The 23,298-nt window shown below is 62.0% G+C and carries 18 protein-coding genes; 12 read left to right on the top strand and 6 right to left on the bottom strand.

Annotated elements, in window-relative coordinates:
- Positions 1–68: 68 nt before the first annotated feature.
- A complete protein-coding gene (locus MTX36_RS14980) occupies positions 69–869 on the bottom strand; it encodes an enoyl-CoA hydratase/isomerase family protein (protein WP_243620529.1) in 801 nt (266 codons plus the stop codon).
- Between the two features lie 41 nt (positions 870–910).
- On the opposite strand from MTX36_RS14980, the gene MTX36_RS14975 reads away from it, so the two are divergent.
- Complete coding sequence (locus MTX36_RS14975; protein WP_243620528.1) at positions 911–2,269, top strand: FAD-binding oxidoreductase; 1,359 nt, start codon at positions 911–913, stop codon at positions 2,267–2,269.
- Here MTX36_RS14975 and MTX36_RS14970 read toward each other — a convergent pair.
- Positions 2,229–3,731, bottom strand: coding sequence for an MFS transporter (locus MTX36_RS14970; protein ID WP_243620527.1), 1,503 nt, complete (start codon positions 3,729–3,731; stop codon positions 2,229–2,231). The genes MTX36_RS14975 and MTX36_RS14970 overlap by 41 nt on opposite strands.
- A gap of 2 nt (positions 3,732–3,733) precedes the next feature.
- Positions 3,734–4,357, bottom strand: a complete 624-nt coding sequence (locus MTX36_RS14965; RefSeq protein WP_243620526.1) for a PadR family transcriptional regulator — start codon at positions 4,355–4,357, stop codon at positions 3,734–3,736.
- Positions 4,358–4,469: 112 nt separating this feature from the next.
- Here MTX36_RS14965 and MTX36_RS14960 point away from each other — a divergent pair, with 112 nt between their 5' ends.
- Together MTX36_RS14960 and MTX36_RS14955 are read left to right on the top strand one after the other, a co-directional pair.
- Positions 4,470–5,165 carry a GNAT family N-acetyltransferase gene (locus tag MTX36_RS14960; protein WP_243620525.1) on the top strand — a complete coding sequence of 232 codons (696 nt, stop codon included), beginning with the start codon at positions 4,470–4,472 and terminating at the stop codon, positions 5,163–5,165.
- Between the two features lie 69 nt (positions 5,166–5,234).
- Positions 5,235–6,263, top strand: a complete 1,029-nt coding sequence (locus MTX36_RS14955; RefSeq protein ID WP_243620524.1) for a glutathione S-transferase family protein — start codon at positions 5,235–5,237, stop codon at positions 6,261–6,263.
- Positions 6,264–6,300: 37 nt separating this feature from the next.
- Here MTX36_RS14955 and MTX36_RS14950 read toward each other — a convergent pair whose 3' ends face one another.
- Complete coding sequence (locus MTX36_RS14950) at positions 6,301–6,702, bottom strand: VOC family protein (protein ID WP_243620523.1); 402 nt, start codon at positions 6,700–6,702, stop codon at positions 6,301–6,303.
- 131 nt (positions 6,703–6,833) lie between these two features.
- Between MTX36_RS14950 and MTX36_RS14945 the strand changes: the two genes are divergently transcribed.
- The 5 genes from MTX36_RS14945 (at position 6,834) to MTX36_RS14925 (ending at position 17,129) form a co-directional block, all read left to right on the top strand.
- Positions 6,834–7,595, top strand: coding sequence for a hypothetical protein (locus MTX36_RS14945; protein ID WP_243620522.1), 762 nt, complete (start codon positions 6,834–6,836; stop codon positions 7,593–7,595).
- A 53-nt stretch (positions 7,596–7,648) separates the two neighbouring features.
- Positions 7,649–8,668: an ABC transporter ATP-binding protein gene (locus tag MTX36_RS14940; protein ID WP_243620521.1), complete on the top strand. Its 1,020-nt coding sequence runs from the start codon at positions 7,649–7,651 to the stop codon at positions 8,666–8,668.
- Positions 8,665–9,438, top strand: coding sequence for an ABC transporter permease (locus MTX36_RS14935; RefSeq protein ID WP_243620520.1), 774 nt, complete (start codon positions 8,665–8,667; stop codon positions 9,436–9,438). Before MTX36_RS14940 ends, MTX36_RS14935 begins: the two co-directional genes overlap by 4 nt.
- Positions 9,439–9,476: 38 nt before the next feature.
- A complete protein-coding gene (locus MTX36_RS14930; protein ID WP_243620519.1) occupies positions 9,477–13,211 on the top strand; it encodes an ABC transporter ATP-binding protein in 3,735 nt (1,244 codons plus the stop codon).
- A 174-nt stretch (positions 13,212–13,385) separates the two neighbouring features.
- Positions 13,386–17,129, top strand: coding sequence for a multifunctional oxoglutarate decarboxylase/oxoglutarate dehydrogenase thiamine pyrophosphate-binding subunit/dihydrolipoyllysine-residue succinyltransferase subunit (locus MTX36_RS14925; protein ID WP_243620518.1), 3,744 nt, complete (start codon positions 13,386–13,388; stop codon positions 17,127–17,129).
- An 87-nt stretch (positions 17,130–17,216) separates the two neighbouring features.
- Here MTX36_RS14925 and MTX36_RS14920 read toward each other — a convergent pair whose 3' ends face one another.
- On the bottom strand, positions 17,217–17,861 hold the full coding sequence (locus MTX36_RS14920) for a TetR/AcrR family transcriptional regulator (protein WP_243620517.1): 645 nt from the start codon (positions 17,859–17,861) through the stop codon (positions 17,217–17,219).
- A gap of 71 nt (positions 17,862–17,932) precedes the next feature.
- Here MTX36_RS14920 and MTX36_RS14915 point away from each other — a divergent pair, with 71 nt between their 5' ends.
- From MTX36_RS14915 to MTX36_RS14905, 3 genes are read left to right on the top strand one after another with little or no spacing between them, the layout of a single operon-like run.
- The gene (locus MTX36_RS14915) at positions 17,933–19,510 is read left to right on the top strand and encodes an NAD(P)/FAD-dependent oxidoreductase (protein WP_243620516.1); all 1,578 of its coding nucleotides are present in this window, start codon (positions 17,933–17,935) and stop codon (positions 19,508–19,510) included.
- On the top strand, positions 19,507–20,337 hold the full coding sequence (locus MTX36_RS14910; protein ID WP_243620515.1) for an SDR family oxidoreductase: 831 nt from the start codon (positions 19,507–19,509) through the stop codon (positions 20,335–20,337). The genes MTX36_RS14915 and MTX36_RS14910 overlap by 4 nt, the downstream gene beginning before the upstream one ends.
- Positions 20,338–20,366: 29 nt before the next feature.
- A complete protein-coding gene (locus MTX36_RS14905; protein WP_243620514.1) occupies positions 20,367–21,308 on the top strand; it encodes an alpha/beta hydrolase in 942 nt (313 codons plus the stop codon).
- On the opposite strand, the gene MTX36_RS14900 is transcribed toward MTX36_RS14905, so the two are convergent.
- Entirely contained in the window at positions 21,302–22,192 is an 891-nt protein-coding gene (locus tag MTX36_RS14900) for an ABC transporter substrate-binding protein (protein ID WP_243620513.1), read from the bottom strand. The genes MTX36_RS14905 and MTX36_RS14900 overlap by 7 nt on opposite strands.
- Before the next feature lie 173 nt (positions 22,193–22,365).
- Here MTX36_RS14900 and MTX36_RS14895 point away from each other — a divergent pair, with 173 nt between their 5' ends.
- Positions 22,366–23,298, top strand: coding sequence for an ABC transporter substrate-binding protein (locus MTX36_RS14895; protein WP_243620512.1), 933 nt, complete (start codon positions 22,366–22,368; stop codon positions 23,296–23,298).

Genomic DNA, 23,298 nt, shown 5'->3' with positions numbered 1-23,298 from the left:
CCCACACCGGTCATTCGACTATATGATGTAGATCACATTTAGTGGAGCACTCTGGCGATAACTCCTACTTATTTGCCTGCATAGACAGCTTTTCCCGGCCCCACGTCGAGGAAACTGCGCACGGCACCACGGAGATCATCGGTATCGAACAAGGCGCCGGACACCGCCGGCGTCACAGCATCCGCATGCGCAATGCCACCGGAACGCCACGCCGCCACAATCTGCTTGGTCGCGTCATGGGCACGGGTGGGTCCGTCGGCCAGCCGGTTCACCAGTGCCCGCGCTGCCGTATCCACGTCGTCGTGGACTGCATTGACCACGCCCCACGAAGCCAACGTCGACGCGTCGTACACATCGCCCGTCATCACGAGCTCGCGGGCCCGGCCGGAACCCGCGCGTTCCGCCAATCGCTGCGGCCCACCCATCGACGGCGTCAGGCCGACCACTGTCTCCACCAGTCCGAACTTGGCTTTCGGTGACGCCAGAATGATGTCGCAAGCCAACGAGATTTCGAACGCCGCCGTCAACGTCAGGCCGTGGGCTGCATAGACCACCGGGCACGGCAGCGCCTCGAGCGGATGACAGATCTGTGCGAACAAATCTCGCCACAAATCGGCCCCCTGTTCCGGATCGAGACCGTCGAACACATGGACGTCGACGCCGGCGGAATTGACCTTGCCCTCTGCCCGCAGCAAGACCGCGCGCGGCGGCGCGGCGGTCAGCTCCGCAACATCTGCGATCACGGCATCGAACATGGCTTGATCGAACAGATTCAGCGGGCCGTGCGCGAATGTCAGCACAGCCACCTCGGCGCCTGCCGCTGTCGTGAATCGTTCGAGACGAGTGGGATGCGATTCGGAAGCAGTCATGGCGGTCACCTTGCCACACCGCTTCGACATACGATCGAAAGGTGGACGGACTGAGAAGAGCGCTAACCGACGTTGTGGGACAACGGTTCGTCACCGAAGATCCCGATGTCCTCGCTGCCCGGTCAACCGATCACACCGGCCGATACCGTGGGCGGGCACGCGCTCTTGTCCGACCGGCCGATACTGCAGAATTGGCAGCCGTACTGGATGTCTGCCGAACCCGCGGAGCGCCCGTCACCGTGCAAGGTGGCCGTACCGGTCTGGTGGCCGGCGCAGTGCCCGAGAACGACGACGTCTTGCTCTCGACCGAGCGACTGACCACCATCGGAACCGTCGACCGAGAGTCGATGCGCATCAGCGTCGACTCGGGAGTCACACTCTCGCAGGTACATTCAGCGGCAGCGCACGCCGGGTTGAAGTTCGGGGTCGATATCGCATCCCGGGATTCCGCAACTATCGGCGGGATGGCCGCAACCAATGCCGGTGGGCTGCATACGGTTCGCTACGGAAACATGGCCGACCAGGTGACCGGACTCGAGGTGGTTCTGCCCGACGGTTCCACCGTGCACCGGTCTCCGAAGGTCCGCTCCGACAACTCCGGATACGACCTCCCCTCACTGTGGGTGGGCAGCGAAGGAACCCTCGGCGTGATCACACGCGTCGATCTGACACTACGGGCGATACCGAAACATCGAGTCACCACTCTGACGGGTTTCGATTCACTCACTGCCGTCGTCGACGCCGGTCGAGCACTGCGCACACTGGAGGGCGTCGACGCGCTGGAGTTGCTCGACGGCCGTGGGCTGGAACTGGCAGCAGGCAAGCTGGGTGCCGCGGTGCCGACGAGGCGACGGTGGTACCTCTTGGCGGAGGTGTCGGGTGCGCATGACCCACTCGAGGAATTGGCTTCCGTCCTGGATCGGATCGCTCCGCCCGATGCTCCCGCGGTTGCCGTCGACGCGGCCGGTTCTGTTCGATTGTGGGCCGCGCGTGAATGTTTCGCCGAGGTGGTGGGTCTGTTCGGGCCGCCGCTCAAGTTCGACGCGGCCCTTCCCCTCGATGAACTTGCCGGCTTCGCAGAGGACGCGGTTGCCGCCATCGCGGCCGCCGCTCCGGCCGCGATACCGGTGCTGTTCGGCCACATCGCCGAAGGAAACATCCATCTCAATGTGCTGAACTGCCCGGATGCCGACGGTGTGTACCGCCGTGTTCTCGAATTAGTTCGGCGCCGCGGCGGAAATATCAGTTCCGAGCACGGGGTCGGCTCGCTCAAACGCAACTATCTCGACATGGCCCTCTCACCGGAGGATATCGGTGCGATGTGGGCGATCAAGCGAGCCTTCGACCCCGGCGACTATCTCAATCGCGCAGTGATGTTTCCTGACGCTCTTCGTCGGTGAGCGCTCCGGCTCCACCGACCGCCATAGCTTCGTCGTGGGCGTCGCCACGCTGCGGACGGGCGAAGCAAACCGATGCAACGAACCCGACGAGGAGTACACCGGCCGGCAGCCAGATCGACTGAGACATGGCGGTGCTGAAAGGCTCGCGAACGAATTCGGGGAGGTCTCCCACGGCGCCTTCGGAGCTGCCGCCACTGAGTCCCTGCGCTGACAACCGTGCGGTGATCAGCGCTCCGATAGCCGCGCTGCCGAGTACGGCACCCACCTGACGCGTGGTGTTGTAAACGCCGGCTCCGGCACCCGCCTGCATGGGCGGGAGATTGTGCGTCGCAGTGGCGGCAAGGGGCGACCAGATGCACGCATTAGCGAAGCCGATCAGGCCGATCGGCAGAAGCAGTTCCCAGATCGCGACGTGCGGCGACATGACCAACGCCAGCCAGCCCAGCGCGATGGCGAACAGCAGGAAGCCCGAGCCCGCAATGTAGCGCGGATGGGTCTTGTCCACCTGCTTGCCGATGATCGGCGCAAAAATGCCGGTCAGCACTGCCATCGGAACCATCAACAGTGCCGACTGGGTCGGCGAGAGTCCACGTACGGCCTGCGCGTAGAACATCAGTGGCAGAACCATTGCCGTAATCGCGAAACCCATTGCGGTGATGGCAATGTTGGCGAGCGAGAAGTTGCGGTCCTTGAAGAGTCCGAGCGGCAGCAATGGTTCGTTCTTGTTGCGCGACTGGTAGAACACGAACACGATAAGCAGCAGTATGCCGGCACCGATGAGGCTCCAGACAAAGCCGTTCCAGTCGTAGGAGCTGCCTTCCTGAATGCCGAAGACCAGCAGGAACATGCCGGCCGCGCTGAGGATCACGCCGGGGATGTCGAACTTGTGCTGGCTCGTCGGCAACGACGGAACCAGCTTCCACGCGAGCGCGAATGCGATCACGCCGACGGGAACGTTGACGATGAAGATCCACTGCCAGCCGAGAGTATCGACGAGGACGCCACCGGCGAGGGGTCCCACCAACGTCGCGACACCGGCAACCGCGCCCCACAGGCCCATGGCCGCGCCGCGCTTGTTGGGTGCAAAGGTACGAGTAATGACAGCCATCGTCTGCGGTGTCATCATCGCCGCTCCCAGACCCTGGAAGGTCCTGGCGACGATCAGCATTTCGATGCTGCCGGACAATCCGCACCACAGCGAAGCGCCGGTGAACAGCACGAGGCCGATCATGTAGACGTTCTTGGGGCCGAACCGGTCACCGAGCCTGCCGGTCACCAACAGCGGGACCGCGTACGCCAAGAGGTACGCACTGGTGACCCAGACGACCTTGTTGATGTCGGATCCGAGATCCTCCATGATTGCGGGGTTTGCGACCGCGACGATCGTGCTGTCCACGAGAATCATGAAGAATCCGATGCACAGCGCCCAGAGCGCGTGCCAGGGATTGACCTGCTTTTCCATCTTCAGTCCTTAGTAGGTGTGCCAGGGCTTGCGAAGCCGACATGGCGGTCGAGGAGTTCTTGTGAAAGCCAAGGCAATTCACCGGTCTCGATTTCGGCAACCAACGCGCTCAGCCACTCACGCTCGGCGATGGTCATCGCCCGGACGTAGTCGCCACCCACCGTGAAGATTCGAGGCTTCTCGACTGCCGGTGGTTGGCAATGGGTCCGGTCGAAATCAGCGATCGTGGCATCGAGGTGACCGATCCGGAAACGCAGCATCTCGCACGCCGTCTCGGCCGACAGATTGTGCATCTCGGCCAACGCGAGCGGCAGGCGCGGATACTCACGAACCGGAACGGCCAACATGTCACGCAACTGATGCTCGAGCGCTGCCCGACCCGAAGCTGTGATCGCGTACGTCGTTCGCTCCGGCCGATTTCCTTCACGGTCCGTACCGATGGAAGCGAGCAGCTTCTGCTGCTCGAGTCGACCGACCGTGTGATAGAGCGACCCGGGTTTGATCTTGACCAACTGATCACCACGTCGCACCGAGGCCAGTTGGTACATCTCGTAGGGGTGCATCGGCCGTTCAGCCAGCAAACCGAGAATGACGATGCCCAGAGGGGTCAGAGAAACATCGTCCATGATTACCCTCCCGGGTTGAGATCCTCAATTATTCCACGCCAAATAGTCGGTACGGAATATACGGCCATGCACCACCTGAATCAACCCGAAGAATGCGATAGCGTTCTCCGTCGTGGACGAACATCACCTCGACATCATTCGACTCGCGTGGGCCAGGCACCTCGGACTGGGCGATTCGGCCTTGCGAGCGACCCATACCGCCAGGGTCATCGAAGACACCACCGAAGTGATCCACATACTTCGACTTGCCGACGCCGACGCCGTCGTCGGGCCGCGATGGTTCATGGAACGCACCGCCGATGCGGACATCGGCACATTGTTGGAACCGCCACTCCTGCTCGAACTGACCAAGGATCATGGCGGCCGGATCGCATCGCACACCGATCTCGCCTTCCTCTCCGACTACACGGACACCGTTCCCACAGAACAACTTCTGATCTCCCACGAGCGTGCCGACGCACTCGCGGTCGCGCAGGCCTGCCCACCGGACGACGCTGTTGTTGCTGATCTGGATGACCGCGAACGCTGGTTCACCGCTTTGAACGATGACCACCAACCCCTCTCCTGCGCCGCTTACCGAGAGTTCCAAGGGTTTGTCGCAGACCTCACGATGCTCACGGTTCCGGCACATCGTCGACACAAATTAGCTTGCGGCACAACTTTTCTCGCCACCGAGGACGCCCTCGATGCGGGCCTCGTACCACAACTCCGCATCCCCGACGGGCACCGCGGCGGCGCGGCAATCGCCCGGGAATTAGGTTTCACAATCCTCGGAATACACGCAACAGTGGCGATCCTTTCCGCGTAGCGTGTAAAACACGCTGGCACAGTTCTACGCGGAGTCGGCCGTCAATACCGCCGAGGAAAAGAGCCTTTCATGGAATCCGAATCTTCCAGTGCCACGAACGCCGAAGGTGGCCGCGAATTCAAGCGCGACACCAACTACATCCCGACACGGATCACCGAAGACGGCCGCGACGGGTACCCCGTAGAACCGGGGCGCTACCGACTGGTCGTCGCGCGCGCATGCCCCTGGGCAAATCGCGCGATCATAGTCCGCCGACTCCTCGGCCTGGAAGATGTTCTGTCGATGGGGATCTGCGGCCCCGTCCACGACAAGCGCAGTTGGACTTTCGATCTCGACCCCGGCGGTATCGATCCGGTCCTGAAAATCCCCCGGCTGCAAGACGCCTATCTGGCACGCGATCCCGAGTATCCTCGCGGCATCACGGTACCCGCCATGGTGGAGGTCGCCACCGGCAAAGTGGTGACCAACGACTATCCGCAGATAACTCTGGATCTGTCCACCGAATGGAAGAAGTACCACCGCGAGGGGGCACCCGACCTCTATCCGGTAGCGCTCCGCGCCGAGATCGACGAAGTAGCCGACCTCATATTCCGCGACGTCAACAACGGTGTCTATCGCTGCGGTTTCGCCGGGTCACAGGAAGCCTACGACAAGGCTTACGACCAGCTGTTCAACCGGCTGGACTGGCTAACGGAACGTCTTGCACAGCAACGCTTTCTGGTTGGTGACACCATCACCGAAGCTGATGTCCGGCTGTTCACCACGCTCGTACGGTTCGACCCCGTCTACCACGGCCACTTCAAGTGCAACAGAAGCAAACTCACCGAAATGCCGGTGCTGTGGGACTACGCCCGCGATCTCTTCCAAACCCCCGGCTTCGGCGACACCATCGATTTCGCCCAGATCAAGGCGCACTACTACATCGTTCATTCCGACATCAATCCCACCCAGATCGTGCCCAAGGGACCGGAATTGACGCACTGGCTCGAACCGCACGGCCGCGAACAGCTAGGCGGCCGCCCGTTCGGGAACGGCACCGCGCCGCATCCGCCCATTCCATCGGAAATCGTGCCGCCGGAGCACTGGGCCACTCGATAAACACTGGGCAACGCGACACATCGAGCAATCTCGAGATCTACTCCCCCGTGTACGTTCCGAAACTCCAATACACACCCTCCGGATCACGACACGTAAAGCCTCGTGAGCCGTAGTCCTCGTCACGAAGCCCCTGCGTGATCGTGGCCCCGGCAGCGGCGGCTCGATCATGGAGTGTGTCGGCGTCATCTACGACGATGTACACCGATCCCACGCCGGCCGGAAGTCCCGAGATCGCAGAATCTTTGCGCGGCGAACCCAGCATGATCCCGCCGCCGCCGGGCCAATCGAGCTGCGCATGATGAACAACATCACCGTCCCCGTACACGGCCTTCTCCACAAATCCGAAGGCACTCACGAGAAACCGAATAGCCTCACGCGCATCGGTGTACACCAACGTCGGCCAGATTCTTGCGCTCGATGTTCTCGAAGTCTCGCTCATTGTCATCTCCTCGTAGTTTCAGATATGTGTGTATGACAAGTACCACCCGCTCTGCTACGGAAACTTCCCCTATTCTCGAAGGCGAAGTCCACCTCGATTCCGAGTGGGACACCTGCGGAGGGGGCAGTGCGATGGCCAAGTCTACGAACACCGTGATCAGCAACGACGCCGGACGGATCGAGAAGATCCTCGTCGCCGTTCTCGACAACGGCAGCCGACTCCAAGCTCCAGCCGTCGCCAAGTACGTAAATCACGTCCGTAGGTCACATCCCGACGAAACCCCGGCTCAGATCGTTGCCCGCATGGAAAAGATGTTCCTCCTCGCCGTGACCGGCAGTGGCAGCGCCGTCGGAGCCACCGCGGCCGTCCCCGGAGTCGGCACAGTTGCGTCTATCGCCGCTGTCGGAGCAGAGTCCGCCTTCTTCCTCGAAGCGTCGGCGCTCCTCACTCTCGCAGTTGCCTCGGTCCACGGCATCTCGGTCGAAAATCACCAGCAACGACGGGCCCTGGTACTGGCCGTCGCGCTCGGTGAATCGGGCATGGAGATCGTCCAGAAAGTAACCGGTGTGACTGCCAAGAACTGGGGCACGGCCATCACCAGCAAGATCCCCGGTTCCACCATGCGAGGAATGAACAGCACTCTGGTGCGCAAGTTCGTGACAAAATACGCTGCGAAGCGCAGTGCCCTCATCCTCGGCAAGTTGATTCCCGCCGGCATCGGCGCCGTCATCGGTGGCGCCGGCAACCGCGTGATCGGCAAGGGCGTCGTCAAGAATGCGCGCGAGGCATTCGGTCCGGCACCCACGAGGTGGACCGATCATCTGATCGTCATGCCCGCCGACGATCCATTTACCTCCGACGGCGCCGACACCGCACGGGTACTCCGCAGATAACCTCGCGGGCCGTACGCTCGGAACAGATAACAGCCGTCGACGCAGGAGCAGCTTTGACCAGAACTGCATCGGGGCGAGTCTCCGCGCCCATTGAAATTCGAGGGTTGACCAAGACGTTCAAGACGGTGCGGGCAGTCAACGACCTCAGCTTCGATGCCCCGGCGGGCTCCATCACCGGTTTCCTCGGGCGTGGCGGTGCGGGAAAGACCACCACCCTGCGCATGCTGCTCGGTCTGGTGTCACCCACCGAAGGTTCCGCGACCGTCAACGGCCTGCCCCTGTCGCGACTACCGTCGCCGGCCCGCACCATCGGAGCAGTTCTCGACAACAGCGGTATCCATCCCGCGCGGACGCCGCGCGCACATCTCGAGATCTACGCCGCGGCTATCGGAATGCCGGCAACGCGCGTCGCGCAGGTTGTCGCGTTGGTCGGGCTCGAGTCGTCCGCCGATCGCAAAACCGCATTGTTCTCGCTGGGCATGAAGCAACGACTCGCACTTGCCACCGCAATGCTCGGTGATCCAGAGATTCTGGTACTCGACGAACCCGTCCACGGACTCGACCGCGAAGGCATCGTCTGGCTGCGTCAGTTCTTACAGACGTTCGCCGCATCCGGGCGAACAGTATTGATATCGAGCGAGACCCTGAGCGCAGTGGAGGCGATGATCGACCACGTGGTCATCGTGAGCTCCGGTTCCCTGGTCTACGAAGGAAGCATCGACAGCCTCCGCGCGTCGCGTCGAAGCCGACTCGTCGTCGCCTGCTCCAACCCGCCGCTGTTCGCGACGGCCCTGGCGGCCCGCGGAATCACCGACGTACAGATCATGCAGGACGGAAGACTGGCGGTCAGCGGCACCGACAGTTCCGCGCTGGTGCCCGTTTCGGCTGCCTCCGGCGTGACCATCTTCGACGTTTTTACCGATCACGGCGATCTCGAGCAACTGTTCATTTCGATGACCACACCACAATTTTCCGTCGCCCCTGTCGGCTACGGCCCACCTTCGGGGCAGTACGGTCCCCCGTCCGGATACTTCGGGCCAACCGGATACGGACCCTCGGGAGGGCAACGATGACGACTCTCGTTCAGGCTGAAATGAAGAAGGTCCTGACCCTGCGCACCTGGTGGGCGCTCGCACTGGCGCCTGTCGGCATCGCTTTCCTTTCCGGATCGATCACTCGGCCGCTCGTCCAGTCCATTGCCGATTCAGCTGACGCCTCCTTCGACGTCAATCTTGCGTCGACGGCAATCGTGCTCGGCGGATCCTCGGTCGTCGCCCTCGTCTTCGCGACGATCCTCGGCGCGGTCACTGTTGCAAACGAATTCACGCACAAAACTCTCGCCACCACGTTCCTCACCGCGCACGGGCGTGACGGCGTGATTGCCGCCAAGCTGGGTGTCATCGCGGCCTTCGCTGTCGGCTACGCGCTCGCTGTACAAGTCGTGGGCATCGGCGCGATGTTCTTGTTCAATCGCGACTTCGGTTTCACAACCGACCTATTCGCTATCTGCGGTGCGGGAATTCTCGCCTGCGCCTTGTGGGCACTGATCGGAGCCGGCTTCACACTGCTCACAGGTTCCTCGATGGCCGGCGTTCTGTCGGTGACGCTGTGGTTCCTGGTCGGCGAGTGGATTCTCCGAGCACTGCTCGGCGCTGTCGGCGCCGACGGAATCGGAACCGCATTGCCAGGATCGGCGGCCGTCGGCACCATCGTCAATGCGGGACCGTCGGTCGAGCTCGATTGGTTTACGTCCTGGCCGAATGCGCCGATGGTCCTGGTCGCCTGGGTTGTCGCTTTCGCCGGCGCCGGCTGGCTGCGCACGAGGACCCGCGACATCACCTGAGCGAAGCCTGTCTGCACCCGGGTCTACCGTGGATCGCGATGAACACGAGCGCGCAACACCCAGGTTGGATACGCCGACTGGTACACGCCTGCTGGCGTAGCCGCGGGACGGTGATCGGCGCGCTCGCCGTGACGGTGGTGGCAGCAACCATCGACATTTCCTTTCCATTGCTCACTCGCTACGCAATCGATGCCGCAGACGACCAGAACGCCGAAAAGGTCATCGCGATCGCCGCCCTGGCTATCGTCGCATTAGCGATCGTGCGCTTCACCTGTCAGTACGGCCGACGCATGCTGGCCGGTCGACTCTCCCTCAATGTTCAACATGACTTACGGCTCGCGTTACTCGGCTCGCTCCAGCGCCTCGACGGCCGCGGGCAGGACGAGATACGCACCGGCCAGGTTGTCTCGCGCTCGATTTCCGATCTTCAACTCGTCCAGGGTCTGCTCGCAATGGTTCCCATGTCGGCCGGCGCATTGCTGCAATTCGTGCTGGCCATCGGCATCATGGCGTGGCTCTCTCCGCTGCTGACGCTCATCGCGCTGGCGATCATTCCGGCCGTCGGCCTGGTCGTCTTCCTGATGCGCCCGACGCTCTACGCCGCCACCTGGTCTGCCCAGCAACGCGCTGCCGATCTCGCCCAGCACGTCGAGGAAACCGTCACCGGAGTCCGCGTCGTCAAGGGGTTCGGCCAGGAAGAGCTGGCAATCGATCAGCTCGAGACCCACAGCCGAACGCTCTACGGCGAACGAATGCGCGTCGCACGACTCAACGCCAAATTCACTCCGACGATGGCTGCACTGCCCCAACTAGGGCAAGTCGCCGTCATCGCGGTCGGCGGCTATCTCGCACTCCACGACCGGATCACCATCGGAACGTTCCTCGCGTTCGCGACCTACATCGTGACCATGACCGGGGTGACCCGCACACTGTCCTCGGTGGTCGTGATGGCCCAACTCGCGCGCGCCGCCGTCGAACGGGTCTACGACGTCATCGGCGCGCAACCCGATATTGCCGATCCCCCGCATCCCCGCGAACTTCCCGAAGGTCCCCTCGGCGTCACCTTCGAGAACGTCACCTTCGGATTCGATTCCGACCGCCAAGTCCTGTCCGGATTCAACCTGCGTATCGAACCCGGCGAAACCGTCGCCGTCGTCGGGCCGGCGGGTTCCGGAAAGACTGCGCTTGCGCTCCTGCTCCCCCGGTTCTACGCACCCGAATCAGGCTCGATCCGGCTCGATGCAGCTATGGAATCACTACCGATCAGTGACCTTCGAAGCGATCAAATCCGCTCCGCGGTCAGCCTCGCTTTCGACGAACCATTTCTGTTCTCGGACACCATTGCGTCCAACATCGCATTGGGCCGCAGCGACGCGTCCGACGACGACATCCGGGCAGCGGCAGCCATGGCGCATGCCGACGACTTCATCGAAGCGCTGACCGACGGCTACGACACCGTTGTCGGTGAACGTGGCCTGACACTCTCCGGCGGCCAACGCCAACGCATCGCGCTTGCCCGAGCACTGCTGGTGAACCCCCGGATTCTGGTCCTCGACGATGCCACCTCGGCTGTGGACGCCGCGACCGAGGCCGCGATCTTCGACGCTTTCCGAGCCCGTCGCAAGCAAACGACGCTGATCCTCGCGCACCGACGATCAACCCTCACCCTCGCCGATCGGGTCGCGGTACTCGACGGCGGACGGATCATCGACTCGGGCACTGTCGACGAACTGGAAACCCGCTGTGCACTCTTTCGGACACTGTTCTCGGCTCTCGGCGATACACCCGTCGACATCGACGGCAACGGAGCCGCGCCTGAAAACAACCACGACGAACCCACCGCCGAGCAGCTATGGCCGGCCGTATCGGACTCCGGGAATTCCAGCGTCGAATCCGGTCTCGCAATCACGCCCTCATTGCAAGCCGCGGTAGATGCATTACCGCCCGCTCGGGAAGTTCCCGCAATTGCAACCGAGAGCCTGCGCGAATCCGATTCGGAGTTCTCCCTCCTACGCATCCTCCGGCCGGTCCGCTGGATCCTCCTGGCAGTAGTCGCTGCTCTGGCACTCGACTCGGCTGCAACCATCGCGTTCCCGTCACTGGTCCGATACGCAATCGACCACGGGGTGGTCACCGAAAACCCCTCGACACTGACCATCGCGGCAGTACTCGGCGCCGTGTTGGTGGCTGCGGACTGGGCGATAGTCGCAGCGATGACAGTTCTGACCGCTCGTGCCGGTGAACGCGTCCTGTTCGGACTTCGCGTCCGCAGTTACGCACACCTTCAGCGACTCGGACTCGACTACTACGAACGTGAACTCTCCGGCCGCATCATGACGCGGATGACCACCGACGTCGACGCACTGTCCTCGTTCATCCAAACCGGAATGTCGACGGCAATCGTGAGCGTCCTGACGGTCGGCGGCATCTCGATCGCGCTCCTGGTCACTGATGTGACTCTGGCGTTGGTCGCGCTGGCCGTCATTCCCCCGCTGATCGTCTCGACAGTGATCTTCCGCAAAATCTCCTCGGTGGCGTACACCCAATCTCGTGAGCGGATTTCCGTCGTCAATGCGGATTTCCAGGAGAACGTCACGGGTTTGCGGGCATCCCAGGCTTATCGACGCGAAGAGGGAGCGGCACGACGATTCGCGGAACGGTCCGAAAGCTATCGCCGATCACGTATGCGCTCGCAACGTGCGATCTCGTTGTACTTCCCGTTCATCGCCTTCCTCTCGGACATCGCGCTTGCCGGAGTCGTCTTCGTCGGAGCCCGGCAGGTAGCCGACGGTTCGACGTCGGTCGGTGTACTGATCGCGTTCGTTCTGTATCTGGGTTTGCTGTTCGGACCCATCCAGCAGCTTTCGCAGGTGTTCGACGGTTACCAACAGGCAAATGTCGGACTGAAGCGGATCGGCGATCTGCTCCGCACCCGGAGTTCCATCGAAACCGCCGACAGCAACAACCTCATCCCGCTGGAGGGACGCCTCGACGGTGACGTCCATCTGAGCGAGGTGGGCTTCCGGTACTCGGGCGCCGACGTCGACGCCCTCGCCGATGTCGAACTGCATATCCCCGCCGGGACGAGCGTCGCGCTCGTCGGGCGAACCGGTGCCGGAAAGTCCACCGTCGTCAAACTGCTCGCCCGGTTCTACGATCCGAGCAGCGGCTGCGTCCGAGTCGACGGAAACGACATTCGCAACTTCCACCTCTCGCAGTACCGAGGCCGCCTGGGCGTCGTACCGCAGGAAGCGCATCTGTTCACCGGCACCGTTGCGGAAAACATTGCGTTCGGAAAGCCGGATGCCTCCCACGAGCTCATCGAGCAAGCGGCCCGGTCCGTCGGCGCGTTGCTCTCGATCGCCGAGATGCGCGGCGGCATGAATCATCCGGTCGGCGAGCGTGGCCAAGGACTATCCGCCGGACAGCGTCAACTCATCGCGCTGGCACGCGCCGAGTTGGTCGATCCAGACATTCTGCTGCTCGACGAAGCGACAGCCACACTCGATCCTGCAACCGAACGGATGGTCCTCGAGGCAAGCCGGTCGGTCACTCGGAAACGGACCTCCGTCGTCGTTGCACATCGCCTCGCGACGGCTGCCCGTGCCGACCTGATTGTCGTAGTTGACCGGGGACGTATCGTTGAATGCGGCCCGCACGCGCACCTGCGGTATGCCGGTGGTCACTACTCGCGACTCTGGGATGCATCGCAGGCGCGCGAAGGGAATAATCTGTCAGCGAGAACTGTCATCGAAGGAAACCCCGTCGTATGACAGATGGAGCAGATTTGTCAGCCGAGAGGTGATGGGTGATCGAAAGATCACACACTGCCGTGAGTCAGATCACAAATCGTGTGCCGGACATTTGCTTGTCACACGCTCGGGCTAATCTCATGTATATAGGCGCTCTGATCGGGTACCGAAATAGAAACGAGGCGAACACCTGCCGTGAGCAGCAGTTCTACATCCCAATTCGGACAGAACCAGTGGCTGGTTGACGAGATGTACCAACGCTTCCAGGACGATCCGTCGTCCGTGGATCCCAGTTGGCACGAATTCTTGACCGATTACTCGCCGGAGTCGGCGAATCCGGGTAGTGGAACGGCTGGAGGTGGAAACGGGACTGCCGCAAACGGCAACGCGGCTGCACCCGCAGCTACGCTCGCCCCGCCGGCTGCTCCGAAATCCGCCCCACCCGTTCCCCCGGCTCCGCCGAAGGCCGCGGCACCCGCGGCACCCGCCCCCAAGGCTGCCGCACCGGCAGCACCGGCCAAGGCTGCACCAGCGGCCCCGGTCAAGGCTGCACCGGTCGGTGGCGAAGAGGCCAAGGTCCTTCGCGGCGCGGCAGCAGCCGTCGTCAAGAACATGTCGTCGTCGCTCGAGATTCCGACGGCAACCAGCGTTCGCGCCATCCCCGCGAAGCTGATGTTCGACAACCGCATCGTCATCAACAACCACCTCGCGCGCACACGCGGCGGCAAGATCTCGTTCACCCACCTGCTGGGTTACGCGATCATTCAGGCCGTCAACGCCTTCCCGAACATGAACCGGCACTTCGCCGAGGTCAACGGCAAGCCGAACGCGATCACACCCGAGCACACCAATCTCGGGCTCGCAATCGACCTTCCCGGCAAAGACGGCAGCCGCTCACTCGTAGTCGCTGCCATCCGGAACACCGAGTCGATGAACTTCGTGCAGTTCCACGCCGCGTACGAGGACGTCGTCCGCCGTGCACGTGAAGGCAAGCTCACCGGCGAAGACTTCACCGGCGTCACCATCTCACTGACCAACCCGGGCGGAATCGGAACGGTTCACTCCGTGCCGCGTCTGATGAAGGGTCAGGGCGCCATCATCGGTGCCGGCGCGATGGAGTACCCGGCAGAATTCCAGGGTTCGAGCGACGAGAAGCTCGCCGAGATGGGCGTCGGCAAGCTGATGACGCTCACGTCGACCTACGATCACCGCATCATCCAGGGTGCCGAGTCGGGCGATTTCCTTCGCACGATCCACAACCTGCTGATCAGCGACGAGTTCTACGACGAGATCTTCCACGCGTTGAACAACCCGTACGAGCCGGTTCGTTGGCGCAAGGACGTGCCGGAAGGCTCAGTCGACAAGAACACCCGTGTTCTCGAACTGATCGCTGCCTACCGCGACCGTGGCCACCTCATGGCGGATACGGACCCCTTGCAGTTCGTCAAGGACAAGTTCCGCAGCCACCCCGACCTCGACGTCATCAGCCACGGCCTGACGCTCTGGGATCTTGATCGTGAGTTTAAGGTCGGAGGCTTCCACGGCAAAGACAAGATGAAGCTTCGCGACGTGCTCAGCGTGCTGCGCGATGCGTACTGCCGCCACATCGGTGTCGAGTACACGCACATTCTCGAGACGGATCAACGCCAGTGGATCCAGGACCGCGTCGAGGCTCGTCACCCCAAGCCGACCGTTGCTCAGCAGAAGTACATCCTGAGCAAGCTCAATGCTGCAGAAGCTTTCGAGACCTTCCTGCAGACCAAGTACGTCGGTCAGAAGCGCTTCTCTCTCGAGGGCGCCGAGACCGTCATTCCGATGATGGACGCCGTGATCGACCAGGCTGCCGAGCATCAGCTCGACGAGGTCGTCATCGGCATGCCGCACCGCGGCCGCCTGAACGTTCTGGCGAACATCGTCGGTAAGCCGTACTCGAAGATCTTCACCGAGTTCGAGGGCAACATGAACCCGGCGGCCGCCCACGGCTCCGGCGACGTGAAGTACCACCTCGGTGCCAGCGGCACCTACATCCAGATGTTCGGCGACAACGACATTGCTGTGTCGTTGACGGCCAACCCGTCGCACCTCGAGGCCGTCGATCCGGTTCTCGAAGGCCTGGTTCGCGCCAAGCAGGACATCCTCGACAAGGGCGAAGAGGGCTTCACCGTTCTCCCGCTCATGCTTCACGGTGACGCGGCATTCGCCGGTCAGGGTGTTGTTGCCGAGACTCTCAACCTGTCGCTGCTGCGCGGATACCGCACCGGCGGCACCGTCCACATCGTCGTGAACAACCAGGTCGGCTTCACCACCGCGCCTGAACATTCACGTTCGTCCGAGTACTGCACGGACGTCGCGAAGATGATCGCTTCACCGATCTTCCACGTCAACGGCGACGACCCCGAGGCTTGTGTCTGGGTTGCTCAGATGGCTGTCGACTTCCGTGAGAAGTTCGGCAAGGACGTTGTCATCGACCTCATCTGCTACCGCCGTCGTGGGCACAACGAGGGCGACGACCCCTCGATGACCCAGCCGGCGATGTATGACGTCATCGACACCAAGCGCAGTGTCCGTAAGAGCTACACCGAGTCCCTCATCGGCCGCGGTGACATCTCGCTCAAGGAAGCCGAAGACGCACTTCGCGACTACCAGGGCCAGCTCGAGCGGGTCTTCAACGAGGTCCGTGAGCTCGAGAAGTTCCAGCCCGAACCGTCGGAGTCCGTCGAACTCGACCAGACTCCCCCGGCTCGCCTGACTACGGCTGTCGCTCCCGAGGTTCTCGCGCGGATCGGCGACGCGTTTGTCAACGTTCCGGAGGGCTTCACCACCCACCCACGTGTCAAGCCTGTCGCGGAAAAGCGTCGCGATATGTCCCGCGAGGGTCACGTGGACTGGGCGTTCGCCGAACTGCTCGCATTCGGCTCGTTGGCCGAGCAGGGCGCACTGATCCGCCTTGCGGGTCAGGACTCCAAGCGTGGCACGTTCACGCAGCGTCACGCCGTGCTCATCGACCGCAAGACCGGCAACGAGTACAGCCCGATCGCGGAGATCGCGGCCAACGCCGACAACGGCGGCAAGTTCATGGTCTACGACTCGGCTCTCACCGAGTACGCAGGCCTGGGCTTCGAGTACGGCTACTCCGTCGGTAATCCGGATGCACTCGTGCTCTGGGAAGCGCAGTTCGGTGACTTCGTCAACGGCGCGCAGACCATCATCGACGAGTTCATCAGCTCGGGTGAAGCCAAGTGGGGTCAGCTTTCCGACGTTGTGCTGCTGCTGCCGCACGGCCACGAAGGCCAGGGCCCGGACCACACGTCCGGTCGTATCGAGCGTTTCCTCCAGCTGTGCGCCGAGGGCTCGATGACGGTTGCCGTTCCGTCCACGCCGGCAAGTTACTTCCACTTGCTGCGTCGCCATCACCTGGACGGCATCCGTCGTCCGCTGGTGGTCTTCACCCCCAAGTCGATGCTGCGCAACAAGGCTGCAGTCAGCAACATCGAAGACTTCACCACGGGCAAGTTCCGTTCGGTCTTCGAAGAGCCCAACATCGAGAGCGGCGAAGAGTCACGCGATCCGGTCAAGCGCGTTCTGATGGTCAGCGGCAAGCTGTACTGGGAACTGCTGGCCAAGAAGCACAAGGACAACCGCAACGACGTCGCGATCGTGCGCGTCGAGCAGCTGTACCCGGTGCCGAAGCGTCGTCTGAAGGAAACTCTGGACCGCTACCCGAACGCGACCGAGTTCCGCTGGGTCCAGGAAGAGCCGGCCAACCAGGGCGCCTGGCCGTTCCTCGGCCTGGCACTGCCGGAAATGCTGCCTGACACCTTGAGCGGTATCAAGCGTATTTCGCGTCGTTCGATGTCGGCACCTTCCTCGGGTTCGAGCAAGGTTCACGCCGTTGAGCAGCAGGAGATTTTGGACGAGGCGTTCCTGCCGACCAACTGATTCTCTGCAAGAAGGGGCCGGGCCCCACATTCCGCGAGGAGTGTGGGGCCCGGCTTTTTCTGTCACTACGTCAGGTTGTGCACTGTGTCAGGTTGCACTCAGCGGAAGGTGATCTGCCACGGCAGCAAATCCGAGGGCAGCCCCCGCGAGTGCGGGTAGCGCTTGAACTGTGAGTTCGATGAGTTCTTCACGGGTGATGGCGGGCGCCCGGAGCCAGCTGATAGTTGCTTCCTCCACGAAGGCGATCCAGCCGCGCACGGCAAGCTCCACTTGTGGGGTGCTGGTGAGTCCGATCTTGGGCAACTGTTCGAGTGTGCGCGCCGCCATGACATCGCGGGTCTGCTCGAACACCTCACGCATCTGGGGGTCGCCGCTGGCAGTTCCCCGCAACAACGAGACGTAGGTGTTTCGGTTCTCGCTCACGTAGTCGACGTACGACGCCAGGACTGATCGCAGTGTCGTGATCGGATTGTCGGACATCGGATTGTCGGACCGAGGGGGTTCGGTTCGGCTGAGCATCTGCCCACTGGTGTGCCGAACGATTGCCAGATGAAACTCACTTTTCGACGCGAAGTAGTGGAAGAGCAGGCCCCGGGAGACACCGGCTTGGTCGGCAATATCTTCGACGGATATCTGTTCGAGTGGTCGCTGTGCCAACATACGAGCGCCGAGGTCGATCAGTTGAGCTCGACGCTCGTCGGGGCTCAGTCGCGTGCGCTTGGCTGCGTCCATGATTGACAGACTACTGAATACTGGTCAATAAGCTATTGACCGTTCCTCAATAAGCGCCTATCGTTCCCTACATGAGTCTCCCAGTTACAGATACTTCAGCATCTGCCGCGGACACGCGCTACGTCAACACACTGATCATCGGCAGCGGTTTCGCAGGCCTCGGTGCGGCGATCAAACTGGCCCAGGCCGGCATCACCGATTACGTCGTCGTCGAGCGCGGCAGCGATGTCGGCGGTACCTGGCGCGACAACAGCTATCCCGGTGCAGCCTGCGATGTGCCCTCGCATCTGTATTCGTACTCGTTTGCGCTCAACCCAGAGTGGACGCGCTCCTTCTCCACCCAGCCCGAGATCTACAAGTACATCCAATCCGTAGCCAACCGCTACAAGGTATTGGACAAGCACATCTTCGACTGCGATGTCGTCGCGGCCCGTTGGGACGAAGCATCGTCGCAGTGGCATGTCAGCACCACCAAGGGTGAGTTCGTCGCCAAGATCGTCGTCTCGGCCGTCGGCGCACTGTGTGAGCCGTCCCTGCCGGACATCAAGGGCATCGAAGGATTCAAGGGCGAGATCTTCCATTCCTCGCGGTGGAACCACGACGCCGATCTGACCGGCAAGCGCGTCGCCGTCATCGGTACGGGCGCGTCGGCAATCCAGATCGTGCCGGCAATCGGCAAGAAGGTCGCCCGTCTCGACGTGTACCAGCGCACCGCACCGTGGATCCTGCCTCGCGCAGACCGCGAGTACACCAAGCTCGAGCACCTCGCTTTCAAGTACGTCCCCGGATTCCAGAAGCTGTGCCGCACGGGCATCTACTGGATGCGTGAGACACAGGTAGTCGGACTCGCCAAAGCTCCGGTTTTCATGAAGCCTCTGCAGTTTGCTGCCGAGCGTCATCTCAAAGCGCAGATCAAAGACAAGGCGCTTCGCAAGAAGGTCACGCCCAACTTCCAGATCGGCTGCAAGCGCATGCTGATCTCCAACAACTACTTCCCGACCCTCGCTCAGGACAACGTCGACCTGGTGACCGAAGGCATCGAGGAAGTCACCGCCAACGGCATCGTGTCCAAAACGGGCACCACCCGTGAGATCGACGCGATCGTCGTGGCCACCGGCTTCCACGTCACCGACTCCCCCACCTTCGCCGGAATCTTCGGCAAGGACGGCCGCTCGCTCGCCGAGGTCTTCGACGAGACCGGCATGCAGGGCTACAAGGGTGCCGCGGTTGCAAACTTCCCCAACATGTTCTTCCTCGTCGGCCCCAATACCGGCCTCGGCCATTCGTCCATGGTCTTCATGATCGAGTCGCAGATCAATTACCTCGTCGACGCCATCGCCACCATCGACAAGTACGACATCGGCACCGTCGAGGTTCGCAAGGACAAGCAGGACAAGTACAACAAGGACCTGCAGGCTGCGATGTCCAAGAGCGTCTGGAGTAACGGCGGCTGCGCCAGCTGGTACATGGACAAGCACGGCAACAACACCACACTGTGGCCAGGCTTCACCTTCCAGTTCCGCAAGGCCACACAGTATTTCGACTTGGCGGCGTACCGTAGTGTCAGCACCTCGGACCTTCCGGTGGTCACCGGAACCACCATCACCTCCACGATCGACATCGACGACGAGAAGGCAGTAGCACAGTGAGCGAATTTGTTGGCAAGGTTGTAGTTATCACGGGAGCAGGCTCGGGAATCGGCCGGGCACTGGCACTCAATCTGGCCGGCCAAGGTGCCAAATTGGCGATCTCCGACGTCGACGTCGTCGGCCTCGCCGAGACTGCTCGCCTGGCGGAAGCCATTGGCGCAGAGGTCAAGTCCGATCACCTTGACGTCACGCAGCGCGAAGCGGTCCTGGCCTATGCCGACGCGGTTGTCGCTCATTACGGCAAGGTCAACCAGATCTACAACAATGCGGGTATCGCCTACCACGGCACCTTCGAGAAGTCGGAGTTCAAGGACTTCGAGCGCGTCATCGACGTCGATTTCTGGGGAGTTGTCAACGGCACCAAAGCATTCCTGCCGCACATCATCGCTTCGGGCGACGGCCATATCGTCAATGTTTCCAGCTTGTTCGGAATCCTGTCGATGCCGGGCCAAAGTGCCTACAACGCAGCCAAGTTCGCGGTGCGCGGCTTCACCGAATCTCTGCGTCAGGAAATGTTGATCGCGAAGCATCCAGTCAAGGTGACATGCGTGCATCCCGGCGGAATCAAGACCGCTATTGCCCGCAACGCCACTGCGGGTCCCGGCGAGGATCTTGCTGCATTCTCCGAGTTCTTCGACCGTAAGCTCGCGCGAACCACGCCGGAGGACGCTGCCAAGACCATCGTCAATGGTGTCCGCAAGAGCAAGGCACGGGTCTTGATCGGTATGGACGCAATTGCTCTCGATGCCTGGGTACGGCTCGTGGGTTCGGGTTACCAGCGCATCGTCGCCCTTGTGGCCGGCCGCGTGATGCCCAAGTCCAGCTAGAACTTTCACAGAAATCAGGAGCCTTGCCGGTGAGCACGTTCACTCTTCCACTGCCCGTGGTCGCATTTTTGTTGAAGCCGTATTTTCGTCTCGCTTTCAATTCGCGGCTGCCATACCGGATTCAGAGAATCTTGCTCGAGGCCGGCGCTCCACTGCAGCAGGTTCCGGCGGGCGCGGTAGTGCGCCCGCTGGAACTGGCCTGCCGACCCGCCGAAAAGATCACGGTGGGCGTAACCGAACGCCCGACGGCTGTGCTCTACCTGCACGGCGGCGCCTACACGTTGGGTTCCCCCAACACCCATCGATCTCTTGCCGCTCATCTCGCCCGCGAATCTTCCAGTGCTGTCTACACATTGGACTACCGCCTGGCGCCGGAGAATCCGTATCCCGCGGCTCTCGACGACGCAGTCTCCGCCTACATGCAACTGGTCACTGAGTTCGACTACGAACCGCAGCGTGTCGCCATCGCCGGCGACAGCGCCGGCGGGGGTTTGGCTGTGGCCACCGCGCTTCGATTGATCGAACGACACGGCGTGCATCCCGGTGCGCTCGCTCTGATCTCACCGTGGGTCGACCCTGGTGATCGAAGTGCCGGCAAGAAGGCCGACCTGGTGGTCAACACCGCCTGGTCGTTCGATGCCGCCGACGCCTACCTCGGAACCGGCGATCGGACCGATCCGGGATATGCACCAATGCACGGCAACCTCGAAATATTGCCGCCCACAAGAATTCACATCGGTTCCGAAGAAGTCCTGTATCCGCAGGTAGTGGCTTTCGCCGATAAACTCGTCGCTGCGGGTGTCGACGTTTCACTGGTCGAATACGCAAAACTGTGGCACGTCGCGCACGCGCAGGCGTCGCTCGTCAAGGAAGCCGCAGATGCCGTGGCCGACCTCGGACAGTTCCTGGAATCGAAACTTGGTCACACCGAAGGAAGTTCAACCGCGTCAGCTGACGCTACGCCTCACTGACGTGTATCCCACCACGTTCGAGCAACGGCGCTAGCCGTAGCCTGACCACTTCTGACCTGCTCGATCATGGCGGCCAGGTCGGTTGTGGACAGCTCGCCCGCGACAACACTCAACGCTTTGACGGCAGTATCGTCCAAGGCCCCGGTGCGAAAGAGCGGAACCACATTCTGTGCTGCCAGAACGTGATCCGCATCAGCCAGGACTGTGACGTCGTGGGACTGCGCGAGCGGCGACAGCGTTGTGGTTCCGAACGCTGTGGTTCCCGATACGGCAGTTTCCTGCGCGTCCGCAGATTCAGAGACGTCGACACGCGCAAAAGTGCAGTCCACACCTTCTGCCAACTGTTCGGGCGCACGGTCTTCCACGAATCGCGGCGATACGACCGCAACGGTTTCGGCGCAGGACGGTGCGAATGCCTCGAGCGTTCGTACTCCGGTGGCTGCTGCCGAATCGTGTTCGAGCGCCACGACGGCTCGGTCTTCCGCGCTCGCGTAGTCGGATACCGAAAGACCCTCGGGCAGAGAACGACTCAGCGCCTCGAAGACGTCGTCGGCGGCCCGCGCGGTATTCGCGGGATCGTAGTGAGCGAGCAATGAACCTGTGAATTCAGGCACCAACGTCACACGGGCAGCATCGAGGGCTGCGAGTGATTCGTTTCGATCTCCTCCGAGCATCTCGACGCGGCTGGGCACCCCCGACGACGCGAGCACGGTTGCATACACTTCCGCGAGCACAGAACTCTCCGGCGACGCCCCCGACGCAACGACGATCGACTGCGAAGCTGCACTTTCCCCGCTCTCCGTCACCGAACTGCTGTCGGTACACCCGCTCAGAATCGGCAGGACCAGCACTGCTGCAACAACAGTCGAAAACTTCGTGCGCATGCTCGCCACCGAAAACCTCACATTTCTTATCTCACTGATCGAAACCCGTGCCGTGTCGGTACCTATCGTTACACTTGCCAGGCGATGCGCGGTAACCAGTCCTGATGTGGCCACTCGGTTGGCTTCGTCGCGACGGGAGTGGTTGTCGACGCCCGAAACATGGAAGGACGCACATGCGCACCTCACGATTTCGTTCCAGCCGCCTGCTCGTAGCAGCGGCAACAGTACTGTCACTCGCTGCTCTCACCGCGTGCGGCAGTAGCGACAGCAATTCCGATCCCAACAGCATTGTGGTGGGTTCGGCAAACTTCACGGAGTCGGAAACCATCGCCAATATCTATGCCGAGGCGCTGCGAGTCAACGGTTTCGACGTGTCGACTTCCTTCAACATCGGCAGTCGTGAGGCGTACATTCCGGCGTTGAAGGACGGGTCGATCACTCTCATCCCCGATTACACGGGCAATCTTCTTCAGTATCTCGATACCAGTGCAACCGCAACCAGTTCTGAGGATGTCCTGGCAGCGCTCCCGGCAGCTTTGGGCAACGAACTGGTCATCACGACACCTGCCTCGGCACAAGACAAGGACGCCGTCGTCGTCACCAAGGAAACCGCGGACAAGTGGAATCTGAAGACGATCGCCGATCTTGCGCCGCACTCTGCCGAGGTCAAGTTCGGTGCTCCCGCGGAGTTCCAGGAGAGGCCTGTCGGGTTGCCCGGTTTGAAGGCCAACTACGGACTCGACATCTCGGCCTCCAATTTTGTTCCGATCGCCGACGGCGGCGGCCCCGCAACAGTCAAGGCTCTAGCATCGGGCGACATCACCGCCGCAAACATCTTCACCACGTCGGCATCCATTCCGGCCAACAATTTTGTTGTTCTCGAAGATCCCAAGAACAACTTTCCGGCACAAAATGTAGTGCCGGTCCTACGCGCCTCGGCATCCTCGGACAAGCTCGCCGCAGTTCTCGACGCAGTTTCGGCGAAACTGACCACCGAAGAGTTGTTGGCGCTCAATGTGTCGGTGTCGGGTGATTCCAAGACGGAGCCCGCTGCTGCGGCCAAGGCGTGGCTAGCAGCGCAGGGCCTCGACAAGCCGGTCGCGTAG

The sequence above is a fragment of the Rhodococcus sp. ARC_M6 genome, assembly GCF_022810305.1.
GTDB lineage: Bacteria > Actinomycetota > Actinomycetes > Mycobacteriales > Mycobacteriaceae > Rhodococcus_F.
Note: the sequence above shows the minus strand (reverse complement) of the source record. Positions and strands in the feature narration are given on the sequence as shown.